General features: G+C 63.1%; 14 protein-coding genes. 8 read left to right on the forward strand and 6 right to left on the reverse strand.

Translation table 11 applies throughout. The features are described from left to right. The first annotated feature begins 2 nt into the window (after nt 1–2). The gene (locus tag OQE56_RS05000; protein ID WP_267222182.1) at nt 3–329 is read left to right on the forward strand and encodes a hypothetical protein; all 327 of its coding nucleotides are present in this window, start codon (nt 3–5) and stop codon (nt 327–329) included. 18 nt (nt 330–347) lie between these two features. Next, nucleotides 348–989, forward strand: coding sequence for a DUF6348 family protein (locus tag OQE56_RS05005; RefSeq protein ID WP_267222184.1), 642 nt, complete (start codon nt 348–350; stop codon nt 987–989). Between the two features lie 129 nt (nt 990–1,118). Here the strand turns inward: OQE56_RS05005 and OQE56_RS05010 are convergent, their stop codons facing one another. From OQE56_RS05010 to pdhA, 4 genes are all read right to left on the reverse strand, one after another. Further along, the gene (locus OQE56_RS05010) at nt 1,119–1,502 is read right to left on the reverse strand and encodes a VOC family protein (protein WP_267222186.1); all 384 of its coding nucleotides are present in this window, start codon (nt 1,500–1,502) and stop codon (nt 1,119–1,121) included. Between the two features lie 278 nt (nt 1,503–1,780). Next, a complete protein-coding gene (locus tag OQE56_RS05015; protein ID WP_267222188.1) occupies nt 1,781–3,166 on the reverse strand; it encodes a dihydrolipoamide acetyltransferase family protein in 1,386 nt (461 codons plus the stop codon). A 74-nt stretch (nt 3,167–3,240) separates the two neighbouring features. After that, on the reverse strand, nt 3,241–4,221 hold the full coding sequence (locus OQE56_RS05020) for an alpha-ketoacid dehydrogenase subunit beta (RefSeq protein ID WP_109125236.1): 981 nt from the start codon (nt 4,219–4,221) through the stop codon (nt 3,241–3,243). A gap of 3 nt (nt 4,222–4,224) precedes the next feature. Beyond that, on the reverse strand, nt 4,225–5,310 hold the full coding sequence (pdhA, locus tag OQE56_RS05025; protein WP_109125237.1) for a pyruvate dehydrogenase (acetyl-transferring) E1 component subunit alpha: 1,086 nt from the start codon (nt 5,308–5,310) through the stop codon (nt 4,225–4,227). Nucleotides 5,311–5,790: 480 nt separating this feature from the next. Between pdhA and OQE56_RS05030 the strand changes: the two genes are divergently transcribed. The 3 genes from OQE56_RS05030 to OQE56_RS05040 all read left to right on the forward strand — a co-directional run bounded on the left by OQE56_RS05030 (nt 5,791) and on the right by OQE56_RS05040 (nt 10,576). Further along, entirely contained in the window at nt 5,791–6,639 is an 849-nt protein-coding gene (locus tag OQE56_RS05030; RefSeq protein ID WP_267222192.1) for a tryptophan 2,3-dioxygenase, read from the forward strand. Between the two features lie 123 nt (nt 6,640–6,762). Then, nucleotides 6,763–8,259: a peptide MFS transporter gene (locus OQE56_RS05035; RefSeq protein WP_267222193.1), complete on the forward strand. Its 1,497-nt coding sequence runs from the start codon at nt 6,763–6,765 to the stop codon at nt 8,257–8,259. Nucleotides 8,260–8,392: 133 nt separating this feature from the next. Further along, nucleotides 8,393–10,576, forward strand: coding sequence for a choice-of-anchor tandem repeat GloVer-containing protein (locus tag OQE56_RS05040; protein WP_267222195.1), 2,184 nt, complete (start codon nt 8,393–8,395; stop codon nt 10,574–10,576). Nucleotides 10,577–10,626: 50 nt separating this feature from the next. On the opposite strand, the gene OQE56_RS05045 is transcribed toward OQE56_RS05040, so the two are convergent. After that, nucleotides 10,627–11,112, reverse strand: coding sequence for a MarR family winged helix-turn-helix transcriptional regulator (locus OQE56_RS05045; RefSeq protein ID WP_267222197.1), 486 nt, complete (start codon nt 11,110–11,112; stop codon nt 10,627–10,629). Nucleotides 11,113–11,193: 81 nt separating this feature from the next. On the opposite strand from OQE56_RS05045, the gene hppD reads away from it, so the two are divergent. Further along, complete coding sequence (gene hppD / locus OQE56_RS05050) at nt 11,194–12,291, forward strand: 4-hydroxyphenylpyruvate dioxygenase (RefSeq protein WP_267222199.1); 1,098 nt, start codon at nt 11,194–11,196, stop codon at nt 12,289–12,291. Nucleotides 12,292–12,341: 50 nt separating this feature from the next. Here the strand turns inward: hppD and OQE56_RS05055 are convergent, their stop codons facing one another. Beyond that, nucleotides 12,342–12,737 carry a DUF5362 domain-containing protein gene (locus tag OQE56_RS05055; protein WP_267222201.1) on the reverse strand — a complete coding sequence of 132 codons (396 nt, stop codon included), beginning with the start codon at nt 12,735–12,737 and terminating at the stop codon, nt 12,342–12,344. Between the two features lie 143 nt (nt 12,738–12,880). Between OQE56_RS05055 and hmgA the strand changes: the two genes are divergently transcribed. After that, the gene (hmgA, locus tag OQE56_RS05060; RefSeq protein WP_267222203.1) at nt 12,881–14,179 is read left to right on the forward strand and encodes a homogentisate 1,2-dioxygenase; all 1,299 of its coding nucleotides are present in this window, start codon (nt 12,881–12,883) and stop codon (nt 14,177–14,179) included. Between the two features lie 67 nt (nt 14,180–14,246). Continuing rightward, nucleotides 14,247–15,233 carry a fumarylacetoacetate hydrolase family protein gene (locus OQE56_RS05065; protein WP_267222205.1) on the forward strand — a complete coding sequence of 329 codons (987 nt, stop codon included), beginning with the start codon at nt 14,247–14,249 and terminating at the stop codon, nt 15,231–15,233. Nucleotides 15,234–15,272: the final 39 nt, after the last annotated feature.

The following is a 15,272-nucleotide window of genomic DNA, read 5'->3' on the forward strand; positions in this document are numbered from 1 at the left end:
CGATGCGCTATCTCGCCCTTTTCTTGCTGGTGCCGTGGCTGCTCGTGCTGGGCTGGGCCTACTGGGCTTACCCGAAGAGCTTGCCGCGCACGCGCGCGCGCCGCACGTTTGACGTGGCGGCGTTGCTGCTGGCGGCGTTCGCTACGGTGCAATGCGCCAACTCGGCCTTTGATACGGCGACGGTCCCCGCGGCGGGTGAGTTTGGCCCTGCCAGCGGCGCGATCTGGCAACAGGTATTGCCGGCGTTGTATGGCTATGGCGCTTGCGTGGTGGTACTGGTGCTGGCGCTGATCGTGCGCCAACTCGTGTGGCGTCCACACGCCCGCTAATTAACGGAACGACTTTCGATGCAAGACGCTGCGCTTCAGAAATATCTTCTCCGCTTGTTCGAGCGCCACGATGTGGAGCTGGAGCCCGATGAAGACTGGTTGATGACGGACGGCGATTTCCCCGCCGTGCGCGCCATCTGGTACGACGGTGCGGCGGGCGAGCCGGGGCGTCTGGATGTCGACGTGGTGCTCGGCGAAGAGCGCCATATCGAGGAAAGCTTCGCCGGCAACGGTGGTGGCGAGGCGGGCTGCCGCGATGCGCTGGATGCCTTTGAGCAAAGCGTGTTCCATGTGCTGCTGGCCGCGTGCTGGTACGTTACCGACGAGCGCCGCATGCAATTGCACGCCTGGGACATGGGCGTGCGCACCTGGGACGTGTTCGTCGGGCCGCCGCTGTCGACGCGCGACGACGTGAACGCGCCGGACGATCTGGTGCCTGCGCTGCGCGCCGCGCTGCAGAACGAGGTGCTGAGCCCGGAGTTGCACTGGGTACGGCTGTTCTACCGCCGTGGCGACGATGGCCAGATCAGTGCCGAGGCCTTGCTCGACAATGCGCCGTGGCCCGCCGGTGATCGCCTGCTTAGCTCACTGGCATGGCCGGCAAGCGGGGCCGGCTACAGCGTGCGCGGGTTTGTTGCGCTGGATATTCGCGACTACTGAAGAAGCCGGCGTTTCGGATCTCGGCCTCTGTGGGAGCGCACCTTGTGCGCGACCGCAGCGCTACGTCGTTTCCTCTCCGTAGGTGTGTCGCGCACGGGGGGTGATGGCTCGCCGAGGCGCGGGGCGCTGCTACTCCCAGCGATTCACATGCGGACCGAAACGCTCGCGCTGAGGACGTACGACGCAGAAGCGATGACCGCTCGGCGCCTGCATCACCCACCAGCGTTCGCGCACGCAGGCCACGCGGGTGGCGCCGAGCTTCTCCAGGCGCGCCACTTCCGCCTCGAGATTGTCGGTCTCGATATCCAGATGCACACGGCTTTCGTGCTCCACTCGCTGCAGCAGGATGATGGGCTCATCGTCTTCGGTGGCGAGTTCGGCGTACTTGCCATCACCGTCCTGGTCGAGCGTCACGATGGATTTGCCCAGTGCGTGGCTCCAGAACGTTGCCGACCCGGTGAGGTCGTCGGTCTTGCAGTCGATCACGATGGTGCACAGACGGCTGTGGTGCATGGCGGGAGCTCCATGAGACCTTCGTGGATTCTGTGAGGTACTGAGGAACGCTCACGTATATTCCCCTCACCGTCATTCCGGCGAAGGCCGGAATCCAGTGTCTTTCAACCATTTCGCAGCCACGTAAAGTCGCTGGATGACCAGCCTTTGGCTGTTATAGAGCGCCTCCGGCCTTCGCCGGAATGACGGCAAGGTAAGTCGATGTTACTCGGCAATTCTTGAGCGGACAAAAAAAGCCCCGGCATGGCCGGGGCTTTTTGTTGGGCAAAGCGCGTGGCTTAGTTCGGCGCCGACAGATCGTCCAGCAGCGCCTTGAGGAAGCGCGCGGCTTCACCGCCAGTGGCGGCGCGATGGTCGAACGTCAGCGAGATCGGCATGCGGCGATGCACTTCGATGCCACCCATCACGGCCACCACGTCGTGGCTCAGCTTGCCCGCGCCGATGATGGCGACGCACGGCGGCACCACGACCGGCGTGGCGTAGCGACCGGCGAACATACCGAAGTTCGACAGGCTGATGGTGTAGCCCGAGAGCTCCGACGCCGGGATCGTGCGGTCTTCCACCGACGAACGCAGGCGCTTGATGGCGGCGCGGATGCCGGCACCATCGAGCACGTCGGCGTTGCGCAGGGCCGGCACGAACAGGCCTTCCTCGGTGTCTACGGCGATGCCGATGTCCACATGCGGATGCAGCGTGCGCGTGAGGTTCTTGCCGTCGAACCAGGCGTTGAGCGCCGGCACGGCCTTGCAGGCGGTGACGATGGCGCGGATCAGGCGAGCGGTGATGTCCTGCTTGCCGATCCATGCGTGGAGGTCGGCGTCGTCCACCAGCGTGGTCGGAACCACTTGCGCATGGGCATCGGCCATCACGCGCGCCATGTTGCGGCGAACGCCCTTGAGCTGTTCCGGCTGGCCGCTGGCCTGCACGCTCGGCGGCGCGGTGCGCACCGGCTTGCCGGCGAGCGAGGTGGCGGTGCGGGACGGCTCGGGTTCGGGCAGGCGCGGGGCGAGGTGACGGCCAGCATCCTCGTGCACGGCGCGGGCGGGTGCAGCACCCAGCTGGGCGCTGCCGTTGGCGGCGGCGTTCTTCACGTCGGCCATGGTGACCACACCGTCGGCGCCCGAGGGCTTCACGCGGGTGATGTCGACCTTGAGCTTCTTGGCGAGCGCACGAACGGCCGGCACAGCCTTCACGCCGCCGACGCTGGAGGCCTGCTCCACATGCACGTGGCTGCCGGAGACCATGGCGCCGACCACGGTGCCTTCGTCTTCGCGATCGCCGCTGCCGTTGCCGCTGTCGATCTCGCCGCCTTCATCGGAGGCGACGACCTTCTTCGGCTCGGCGGCGGCGCTGCCGGTGCCTTTCTTCGGGCCGTGGTGGTGGCCGGTGGATTCGGCTTCCGCACGCTGCTTGGCGTTCGGGTCCGGCTCGAACTCGGCCAGTGCGGCGCCGGTTTCGATGATGTCGCCCGCGGCGCCGTGCAGCTTGGTCACCTTGCCGGTGTACGGGGAGGGCACGTCGACGACGGCCTTCGCGGTTTCCATCGAGCACAGCGGTGCGTCGAGCTTGATGGTGTCGCCTTCCTTCACGTGCCACTCGACGATGGTGGCGTCGGGCAGGCCTTCGCCGAGGTCGGGCAGGTAGAAAGTCTTGATGTCGGCCATGAGTTTGATTCCGTGGTCAGGCGGAGTGTTCGTTGTGCGACGTCCCGGATGGCCGGGACGTCACGTGCATGTTCTTAGCTGGCAGCCAACGCGCGCTTGGCGGCTTCCACCACGCGTTCGGCGCTCGGCATGTACTTCATTTCCAGGCGGAACAGCGGGATGTGCGTGTCGTAGCCGCTGACGCGTTCGACCGGCGCGAGCAGGTCGTACATGCATTCCTCGGCGAGGCGCGCGGCGATTTCGGCGCCGAAGCCCGCGGTCTTCGGGGCTTCGTGCACGATCACGCAGCGGCCGGTCTTCTGCACCGATTCGGCGATGGTGTCGAAGTCCAGCGGGGTCAGCGTGGCGACGTCGATGACTTCGGCGCTGATGCCTTCTTCGGCGAGCGCGTCGGCCGCTTCCAGCGCTTCCTTCACCTGCGCGCCCCACGAGACGAGGGTGACGTCGGTGCCGTCGCGCAGCACGAAGCACACGTCCAGCGGCAGTGCTTCGCCGTCATCGGGCACTTCTTCCTTGTACTGCCGGTAGATGCGCTTGGGCTCGAAGAACATCACCGGATCCGGATCGCGGATGGCGGCGAGCAGCAGGCCGTAGGCACGTGCCGGCGATGACGGCATCACCACGCGCAGGCCCGGGATGTTGGTGAACAGGTGTTCGTTCGCTTCCGAGTGATGCTCCGGCGCGCGAATGCCGCCGCCCCACGGTGCACGCCACACGGCCGGCACGGTGATGCGGCCGCGCGTGCGGTTGCGCATGCGGGCGGCGTGGCAGGCGATCTGCTCCATCATCGGGTAGATGAAGCCTTCGAACTGGGCTTCGGCCACGGGCTTCATGCCCTGGGCGGCGAGGCCCACGGTGACGCCGGCAATGGTGGTTTCGTCCAGTGGCGTGTCCAGCACGCGCAGCTCGCCGAACTTTTCCTGCAGGCCCTGGGTGGCGCGGAACACGCCGCCGTTGACGCCGACGTCTTCGCCCAGCACCACGACGCTGTCGTCATGCGCCATTTCATAGGCGAGTGCCTGGGTGACGGCTTCGATAAGGGTGATCTGTGCCATGACTTAATGGGCCTTCTTGTCGAGCTGGATGGCGAGATCGCGCTGCTTGGCGAGATCGGCGGGGACTTCGGCGAAGGTGTAGTCGAACATCGCCGTGACGGGCTGCGTCTTGGTCTCGAGGTAAGCGTTCACCTCGTTGTCCATCCAGTCGTCGCACTCGGCCTTCCAGGCTTCTTCCTTGGCGTCGTCCCACACGCCCTTGGCCACCAGCCAGTTGCGCAGGCGCTTCATCGGCTCCTTCGCCCAGGCGTCCTTCACTTCCTGCTCGCCGCGGTAGCGGCGCGCGTCGTCGGCGGTGGTGTGGTCGGAGAGGCGGTAGGTCACCGCTTCGATCACCGAACCACCCTGGCCGTTGCGTGCACGTTCCAGCGCGTCTTCCATCGCCTTGCGCACGGCGATGATGTCGTTGCCGTCCACCTGGATGGAGAACAGGCCGGCGGCAATGCCCTTCTGTGCGAGCGTGGGTGCGCCGGACTGGATCTTGCGCGGCACCGAGATGGCCCACTGGTTGTTCACGATCACTGCCACCATCGGCAGGTTCTGCGCGCCGGTGATGTTGATGGCGCCGTAGAAGTCGCCCTTGGACGAACCACCGTCACCGATGGTGCACACGGCCACGCGCTTCTCGTTGCGAATCTTGAACGCCAGCGCGGAACCGGCGGCATGCAGGCACTGCGTGGCGATCGGCACGGACCACGCGAAATCGTGGCGCGCCGGTTCCTTCTGGTAATCGTTGCCGCGTTCGTCGCCGCCCCAGTACATGTACACCTCGCGCGGCTGCACGCCGCGGTACAGCTGCGCGCCGTATTCGCGGTAGCTGGGGGCGAGCACGTCTTCGGGCTTCATGGCGCTGCCGATGCCCACGTGTGCCGCTTCGTGGCCCAGGCAGCTGGCGTAGGTGCCCAGCTTGCCGGTGCGCTGCAGCGCGACCGACTTGGCGTCGAACACGCGGGTCGACAGCATCAGCTTGTAGAGCTCAACCATGTGGTTGAGGTCCTTGGCAAATTCAGGCAGGTCATCACGAACCTGCTTGCCCTCAGCATCGAGATACTGGAGGTATTCGATTTCGAACTTGGCGGCGATGGACACGACTCGCTCCCGGAGTGAGTAATGGTAGGGATTGGGGTGCTGGGGCGTCGGCGGCCCATCCAGTGGGGCCAGCAGCGGACAAGAGCCTGTTCAAGGTCTCGGCGTAGCCCGCGTTGTTCTTGAGAGGCCGCCAGCCGGTAGTGCGTGGCGCAGCGCCTGCCTGGTGGGCAGGTCAAGCCGCGCGCTATTGGCTGGCGGCCTCTCAAGAACAACCCTTCGGGCCGAGTCTGTTTGCCCGCAGTCCTGCGTCATCACTCAGTCGTGTACGGACGTACACTCCTTCGTTCTTCCTTGTCCTGCGCGCAAACAGCTTTCGGCGCGGGCCACGCCGAGACCTTGAACAGGCTCCAAAGCCCTGAGCAAGAGCAAAATTGTTACAGGCGGGCATGTTGCGCCGCAAGGCACGGTGCAGCATGCGCCCTCGTACGGACGGCGTTGCCACACCGGTTACCATGTGCTTTTCCCGCGATCAGGAAGGTCATGACCGAGAATCAGCGCGATCTCGAGGCCGGCATCCAGCTCGACCTTAACGGGCGCCTTACTTATGGCGGCTACCTGAAGCTGGACTCGCTGCTTTCTTCGCAGCGGCCGCTCAGCGATCCGCCGCATCACGATGAGATGCTGTTCATCGTGCAGCATCAGGTGGCGGAGCTGTGGATGAAGCTGATCATCCATGAGCTGAAGTCGGCCCTGGCGCATTTGCGCAGCGACGACCTCGACCCTTGCCTGAAGATTCTGGCGCGCGTGAAGCAAGTTCAGCGTCAGCTGTTCGAGCAGTGGGCGGTGCTGGAAACGCTGACGCCTTCCGAATACCTGGAATTTCGCGGCGTGCTGGGGGCCTCGTCCGGGTTCCAGTCGCTGCAGTACCGCCAGATCGAATTCCTGCTGGGCAACAAGAACGCCCAGATGCTGCAGGTGTTTGCGTACGACCCCGCAGCGCAGGCCGCGCTGAGTGAGGTGCTTAACGCGCCGAGCCTGTACGACGAGTTCCTGTGCTATCTGGCCCGCCGCGGACACGACGTGCCCAGCGAGCTGACTCAGCGCGACTGGTCGCAAGCGTATCAACGGCATGCGTCGCTGTTGCCTGTGTTCAAACGCATCTACGAAGACCGTGCGACGTATTGGCCGGAATACCACATGTGCGAGCAGTTGGTGGACATAGAGGGTAGTTTCCAGCTGTGGCGTTTCCGTCACATGAAAACCGTGGAGCGGATCATCGGACACCGGCGGGGCACGGGCGGTTCCTCGGGCGTGGCCTTCCTCAAGAAAGCGCTGGACCTGGAATTCTTCCCGGAACTGCTGGATGTGCGTACCGAGCTTGGCACCTGACGCAAGGCTTTTATGTTGCGGCGCATTTGACGCGGGGGCGGTCAGCCCATTACATGATGGGCTTCGTTTCGTAATAAATTTCGATCGGCACGTCAGTGCCCAACCTTCAGTACAGGGGAGCGCATGAGCGACGCCACTACGACCGCGGCACCGAAGGTGCCCGAATTCCCGACGACCCTGGGCCATCCGCGGCCGCTGTGGATGCTGTTCATGACGGAGTTCTGGGAACGCTTTGCGTTCTACGGTATCCGCTGGGCGCTGGTGCTCTACATCGTCTCGCAGTTCTTCGGTGGCGACGCCGCGGGCGAAGCGCCTGCCAATCGCACCTATGGTGCCTACCTTGCCCTGGTGTATGCGTCGGCCATTTTTGGCGGTTACATCGCGGACCGCGTGCTCGGCTACCAGCGTTCGATCCTGGTGGGTGCGGTCGTCATGTCCGCGGGCCTGTTTGCGATTGCGCTGCCTGAGAAACACATCTTCGAACTAGGCCTGGCGACCATCATCGTGGGCAACGGCCTGTTCAAGCCGAACATCTCCACCATGGTGGGCAAGCTCTATGGCGTGAGCGACACCCGCCGGGACAGCGGCTTCACCATCTTCTACATGGGCATCAACCTCGGCGCGATGATCTCGCCCGTGTTGACCGAGTGGCTGGCCAAAGCGGTGTTCGGCAGCAACTCCATGCCCAGCTACAAGTACGTGTTCATCGCCTCGGGCGTGGGCATGCTGATCAGCCTGTTCTGGTTCTGGGTTGGCCGCCGCGGCCTCAATGAGATTGGCCGTCCGCCGGTCGGCGGCGAAAACCGCATGCGCGTGGTTTATGTGCTGATCGGCATGCTGGTCGGTATCCCGCTGGTCTACTCCCTGCTCGCCGCCGGTGCAGGTTTCCTGCAGTGGGTGCTGAGCATCCTGTTCCTGGCGCTGGCGGCACTGCTGCTGGTGGAAGGTATCCGCGAGGGCAAGGTGCAGCGCGATCGTGTGATCGCCATGCTGATCATCTTCGCGTTCAACGTGCTGTTCTGGATGTTCTTCGAGCAGGCTGGCAGCTCGTTTACCTTCCTGGCCGACAAGATCGTCAACCGTCAGTTGGGCACTTTTGAATTCCCGACGGCATGGTTCCAGTCGGTCAACTCGATCGCCATCATCGCGCTGGCCCCCGTGATTGCCTGGATCTGGGTAGCCATGAAGGGTCGCAGTCCGTCGATCCCGCGCAAGTTTGGCCTGGGCCTGATCTTCAACGGCCTGGCCTTCCTGCTGCTGATGTTTGCGCTGTCCAGCCTGGTCGACGGCCAGGGCAAGATCCCGTTCTGGACGCTCTTCATGGTCTACGTGATCCAGTCGGTAGGCGAGCTGTGCCTGTCGCCGATCGGCCTGTCCATGGTGACCAAGCTGGCGCCGCTGCGCCTGGTCGGCTTCGGCATGGGTGGCTGGTTCCTCTCCACCGGCATCGGCAACAACCTGTCCGGCATCTTTGCTGGCCACGTGAGCGGCGAGAAAGGCATGACGGTGCAGTCCGCACTGAGCGGCTATACCTTCGGCTTCTGGTCGTTGCTGGGCGCAGGCGCGCTGCTCTTCATCATTGCGCCGCTGATCAACCGCCTGATGCACGGCGTCAAATAAAAGGTATTGGGGTTGGATAGGTGGCATCGGAAGAGACTCCGGATTTGTCGCAAGAAATTGCCGTTGCTGCCTATCTTTGAAATGCCCAAGATCCTGTGCTGACGCCGGAGGGGCGTCTTCACAGGGGAAGCATATGGAATCGTGTCAGAAGGCGGCCAGTCGGCCGTCCGTAAGGGGTGTGCCTGCGGGCGCACTGCGCCGATGGATTTTGGCGCTGACGTTAAGCCTTTTTGCCAGCACGAGCCCGGCGGCGGTTCGCTATCAGGTGTTGGCTCAGTTTCCTGCGACGACGGCGTACGGCGATTTTCGCTTGGGCTGGCCCAGCGGTGGCATGTTCGTTTCGCCTGACGGCACGATTTACGGCATGGCGGGCACGGGTTACGAGGCGAACGTTGCGGGAGGTGGTCTGTACTCCGTGACACCCGCAGGAACATTCTCGGCTCTCCATACCCTTCAGCCGACTGAGGGCTCGGTGGCGGCGCCAATTATCAATTATTACCCGGGGTTAGGCCTGGCGCCCGACGGCAGCATGTACGGCATCACGTTTAGAGGCGGGCCTGCCCAATCGAGCTCCCCATCGGCGCCGGCGCCGATGGGGACCGTGTTTCGTTACGCCAATGGCCAATGGACCACGCTGCATACATTTTACGGATCCTCGGTCGGTGACGGCGCTAAGCCATTAGGGGTGACATTGGGGGCGGACGGGAACTACTACGGCGTGACGAGCGACGGCGGCAGCAACGCAGTCCTGGCGCCTCGCGGTGTCGCTTTCCAGTTAACGCCGAATGGCACCGAACGAGTCATCTACACGTTCATGGACAATCCCCCCAGTAGCTTCGTCTTGGGCGCTGACGGAAACATTTACGGGACGTTGCCCGCTGGTTGGCAAGCGGGCACGCAGTTGACGCCAAGCCAATTTGAAGCGTTTTTCAAGCTGAGCACAGATGGCACTTTCACCATCCTCTACCAGTTCAATCCGTCAGTGGATGGATCCGGGGTGCATAACCTGGTTCAGGGTAGTGACGGGAATTTTTATGGAACCGCCGCTGGTGGGGGGAGTTACAGCAACGGCACGGTGTTCAAACTGACCCCCATTGGACAGTTCACCCTGCTGCACAGCTTTGGCAATGGCGGTGCGCTCGAAGGAATTTCTCCCGGCGCGCTGGTGATGGCGACAGATGGCGATATTTACGGTGCGACGGAAAGGGGCAGCAATGGTGGTATGGGTTCCATCTTCCGGCTTTCGACCACCGGTACGTTCACACTGCTGCACACCTTTAACGGAAGCGCTGCTACAGGTTCGGCGCCACTGAGCATTGTTCAGCACGGGCCGCGCACCTTCTATGGGACGGCTGGCGGCTCGATGGCTACGTTGGGGCCTGCCGGTGTCTACAAGATGGTCGTTTCGTTCCGCGACGACGTGACCGCGTTGGGCAGATCGAGCGTGCTCGCCTTTGGCCCGGGAGCGTATTCAAGCAGCTTCATCGATGCCACGGGCGTAAGCCAGGTTGTGTCGACCACGATTGCGGCTGGCTATTACCCTGCAGCCGTTGGCGACTTCAATGGCGACGGTGTAGCAGACATCCTCTGGACCAGTGCTAATAACGATTTGTATATCTGGTTTGGCAAGGCTGGCGGCTACACGGCGCAGTACGCGGGGACGTATCCGGCGGGTTGGAGCGTGGTGGGTGCCGGAGACGTCAATGGCGACGGCATGGATGATTTGCTCTGGCTCAATCAGAGCACGCATCAGTTCGCGTATTGGCTGATGAATGGCGCCACGCGGACCAGTTTTTCAATCATCAATATCGCTGCGGGCTACTACCCAGCGGCGATCGGTGATTTTGACGGTGACGGCAGGGCCGATGTTCTCTGGACCAGTGCCAACCATGATCTCTATCTCTGGACGAGCACCGGCGGCGGCTTCAAATCCAGCTACATAACGACGTACCCGGCGAACTGGAAGATCGTCGGCCGGGGTGATCTCGATGGTGATGGTCGGGATGATCTGATCTGGATGAGCAACGACGGACAGAGTTGGGGATACTGGCTCATGAATGGTCCCGCCATCGAAGCTATTGTTCCTGCTTCGGTCCCCGCATCGCTGTCCGGCTACCGCATCGTTGCCACTGCCGATTACAACGCCGATGGTGCGGCGGACATCCTGTGGTCGAACGGCCAGAACCTGGTGCTTTGGTCGAGCATGGGGTCGTGTTCGCCCTCACTGACGTGCACCTTCAACACCTCGGCGCCACCCGTGGCCGCTCCCGCTGGCCAGCAGGTGTTCAACAGCGGCGTGCCCGTTATCACGCCCTGACGCCGATACATCAGGCGGGCAGGCAGTCATGCCTGCTCGCTTGCTGGCGCTCAGAAACTTCCGGAAAGCAGTTTGTCGAGAATGCGCGCCAGCCATGCGCGTTCTTCCTCATCCAGCTTGGCGAGTAATTCGCGCTCGTGGGTACGCGCCATGGGGGCCACCACCTCATGCACCGACCAGCCCGCCTCGCTTAGGCCCAGCACAGAGCGGCGTTTGTCGCCGTCGTGCGTGGCGCGGGTCACCCAGCCCGATTCCACCAGCTTGGCCAGGGCGCGGCTCACGGCCACCTTATCCATCAGGGTGCGCTCGGCCACTTCGCGGGCCGACAGGCCCTCGAAACGGGCAAGGACGGCCATCACCCGCCATTCCGTCATGCTCAGGTCAAAACGACGCTGATAATCGTCGGCAATGGCCTGGCTCACGGCGTTGGACAGGATCGAGAGCCGGTAGGGCAGAAAGTGCTCCAGCTCCAGCGGTGCGTGGTCGGGATGATGTTCTTCGGGCACTGCTGCGACGCTCCTTGCAAATGGTTTCATATGTAACTATAACGTCAGGATTATGAGGATGGTCGCACGCTTCGTGTAGGCCATTGAGCATCGATCCGTCAGGAGATTCCCATGAGCGCGCAGCCCAATCTTGGCATGCAGGTCACCACCTTCGAAAACCCGATGGGCATCAACGGCTTCGAGTTCGTTGAGTTTGCCGCTCCGGCCGGTCGCGCGGGCGAGTTGCACGCCCTGTTCAAGAGCATGGGCTTCAGTGCGGTGCTCAAGCACAAGTCGCGCCCCATCACGGTTTATCGCCAGGGTGGCGTGAATCTGCTGGTGAATGAGGACCCCGATTCTTTCGCTGCGGAATTCGCCAAGGCGCACGGCCCGTGTGCGGCAGGTTTCGCCATCCGCTTCCAGAAGCCGTCAGGCGACGTGCGTACCACCGTGCTGGGCAACGGCGGCGAAGCGATGGACGAGAAGGCCGAGCGCACCAAGGCAGTGAACGCGCCGGTGGTGAAGGGCATCGGCGATTGCATGCTGTATCTGGTCGACCGTTACGGTGACAAGGGCAGCATCTATGACGGCGACTATGAGCCGATTCCGGGCGCCGAGCAGAACCCGAAGGGCTTTGGTCTCACCTTCATCGACCACCTGACGCACAACCTCTACTTCGGCAACATGCAGAAGTGGTCGGACTACTACGAGCGCTTGTTCAACTTCCGCGAGATTCGCTACTTCGACATCAAGGGCGCCAAGACCGGCCTGGTGTCCAAGGCCATGACCGCACCGGACGGCATCGTGCGTATTCCGCTCAATGAGTCGAGCGATCCGAAGTCGCAGATCAACGAATACCTCGATGCCTATCATGGCGAAGGTATCCAGCACATCGCGTTGTTCACCGACAACATTTACGACACGGTGGAAGCGATGCGCGCGACGGGCGTGGAGTTCCTCGATACGCCGGATACCTATTTCGACGTGATCGACCTGCGCATTCCGAACCACGGCGAGGACGTACCGCGCCTGGCCAAGAACAAGATCCTGATCGATGCCGATCAGGAGACCAAACAGCGCAAGCTGCTGCAGATCTTCACGCAGAACAACATCGGACCGATCTTCTTCGAGATCATCCAGCGCAAGGGCAACGAGGGATTCGGCGAAGGCAACTTCCAGGCGTTGTTCGAGTCGATCGAACGCGACCAGATGAAGCGCGGCGTGCTGTAAGCAGGTGTGTGCACCGTGGCCGCCGTAAGGCGGCCACGGCGTAAGAACGATCAGTGCGGGAAGGTGCCGTTCTTCATCATGGACGCGAACATCGCGCCGAAGAAGATGACGTACAGGATCGCAAAGGCAATACCCACCAGGTAAAGCACGCCCTGAATCACAAAGTAGGTGCGCAGCCGGCCGAGCGATTCTTTCAAGGCATCGGAATCTCCGCTGAGCTGGGCGCGTTCGAGAGCGCTGGCCGATTGCATCAGCAGTACGCCGGTCCAGATCGGCAGCCAGGCGATGACGATGCCAACGATGGTGAGGGCGGTGATGGCACCCTGGATGATGAACATGATGCCGACGAACTTCATCCAACCTTTGCCCGAACCGAGCGGCTGGCTGAGGTCTTTGATCGAGGGTATGGCGGTAGCCTGGCCAAGCGAAGAGTACGAGTCGGACATGCGGTTTCCTTAGGTATCGTTGCAGTAAGAGAACAACGCCTCTTTCCATGAGCGAGGCGGGCCAACAGTCTTGAGACAAGAGTAGTCGGGTTGTGCGGTGTCGTGTAGGACGCCGCCTATTTCGGGTAGATCGCGGAGCTTCCATGTCAGCCAGCAAGCAGCAGTACCAGTCTGGTTTCGCCAACGAATTCGCCACCGAGGCCATGCCGGGCGTGCTGCCCGAGGGGCAGAACTCGCCCCAGCGCGTGGCCCATGGGCTCTATGCCGAGCAGCTTTCGGGTACGGCGTTCACCGCGCCGCGCCACAGCAATCGCCGCAGCTGGCTTTACCGCATCCGTCCTGCCGCGATGCATCACCCGTTCGAGGCAATGCCGGAAGGCCGATTCCATAACCGCTTCAACGAAGTGCCGGCCAACCCGAACCAGCTGCGTTGGGATCCGCTGCCCCTGCCCACCGAGCCGACCGATTTCATCGATGGCCTGGTCACCATGGCGGGCAACGGTGGCGCTGGCGAGCAGTCGGGCGTGGGCATCCACATGTATGCCGCGAACCGCTCCATGCAGGGCCGCTATTTCTACAACGCGGATGGCGAGCTGCTGATCGTGCCGCAGCTGGGGCGCCTCAAGCTGGCGACCGAGTTCGGTGTGATCGAGCTGGAGCCGCTCGAAATCGCCGTGATTCCGCGTGGCGTGCGTTTCCGCGTGGAACTGCTGGACGACACCGCGCGTGGCTATATCGCCGAGAACTTCGGCGCCCTGTTGCGCCTGCCGGACCTGGGTCCTCTCGGCAGCAACGGCCTGGCCAACCCGCGTGACTTCCTGACGCCGGTCGCCGCCTATGAAGACGTCGAAGGCCAGTTCGAGCTCATCGCCAAGTTCCAGGGTGGTCTGTGGCGCGCCGCCATCAACCATTCGCCGCTGGACGTGGTGGGCTGGCACGGTAACTACGCGCCGTATAAGTACGACCTGCGCCGCTTCAATACCATCGGCTCGATCAGCTACGACCATCCGGATCCGAGCATCTTCCTGGTGCTGCATTCGCCGAGCGACACGGCTGGCGTCAGCAACATGGATTTCGTGATCTTCCCGCCGCGCTGGCTGGTGGCGCAGAACACCTTCCGCCCGCCGTGGTTCCACCGCAATATCGCCAGCGAGTTCATGGGCCTGATCACGGGCGCCTACGACGCCAAGGCCGAGGGCTTCGTGCCGGGCGGTGCTTCGCTGCACAATTGCATGAGCGGGCACGGGCCGGATGCGGCCACGTTCGAGAAGGCCTCCGCCGCGGATCTGTCCAAGCCGGACGTGATCACTGGCACCATGGCCTTCATGTTCGAAACGCGCCGCGTGATCCATCCGACCCGTCAGGCACTCGAAGCGCCGCAGCTGCAGGGCAATTACTACGAGTGCTGGCAGGGTATCCGCAAGCATTTCACCGGCAAATAAGCGCCGTACCACCGCATCAACCAAGAACGAGACGGCCTGCGCTACGGCACGGCCACCGGAGCAAAGCATGAAACTGGGTTCACTGAAGGAAGGCGGTCGCGACGGCACGCTCATCGTGGTCAGCCGTGACCTGACCAAGGCCGTCAAGGCGACGGGCATTGCCGCCACCATGCAGGCCGCGCTGGACGACTGGTCGAATGTGGCCCCACGCCTCAATGCGCTGTCCGATGAGCTGAATGCCGGCAAGGCCAGTGGTGCCTTTGCGCTGGATATGACGGCGCTCGCCTCGCCGCTGCCACGCGCCTACGAGTTTGTCGATGGCAGCGCCTACCTGCCGCACGTTGAGCGCGTCCGCCGCGCCCGTGGCGCCGAGGTGCCGGAGTCGTTCTACGTTGATCCGCTGATGTATCAGGCCGTCAGTGCCGGTTTCCTCGGCCCACGCGATCCGGTGGTGGTGCCCAGCGAGGACTACGGCATCGACCTCGAGGCCGAAGTGGTGGTGGTGACCGACGATGTGCCGATGGCGCCGACGCCTGCCCAGGCGACTGGTCATATTCAGCTGGTCGGCCTGGTCAACGATGTGTCTCTGCGCGGCCTGATCCCTGCCGAGCTCGCCAAGGGTTTTGGCTTCCTGCAGTCCAAGCCGCGTTCGGCACTGTCGCCTGTGCTGGTGACGCCGGATGAGCTGGGCGATGCCTGGCAGGACGACAAGCTGCATCTGCCCATGCGCACCTGGCTCAACGGCAAGTGGTTCGGTGAGGCCGAGTGCGGCGTGGATATGCAGTTCAACTTCGCCCAGCTGGTGGCGCACGCGGCCAAAACCCGTCCGCTCACGGCCGGCACCATCGTCGGCTCAGGCACCATTGCCAACGAAGACACCAGCAAGGGCGCCTCGTGCCTGGCCGAGCAGCGCACGGTGGAAACGTTGCGCGATGGGAAGCCGACCACGCCGTTCCTGAAGTTCGGCGACAGCCTGCGTATCGATGTCACCGACAAGGCAGGTGCGTCGATCTTCGGCGCTATCGAGCAGGTCATCGAACCGCTCAAGCGCTGACCCAGTCAGCTGGACCCGTCTGCGGCGTTCCACCACACG

Origin of the sequence: Dyella silvae (genome assembly GCF_026421305.1) — a bacterium.
Classification (GTDB): Bacteria; Pseudomonadota; Gammaproteobacteria; order Xanthomonadales; family Rhodanobacteraceae; genus Dyella; species Dyella silvae.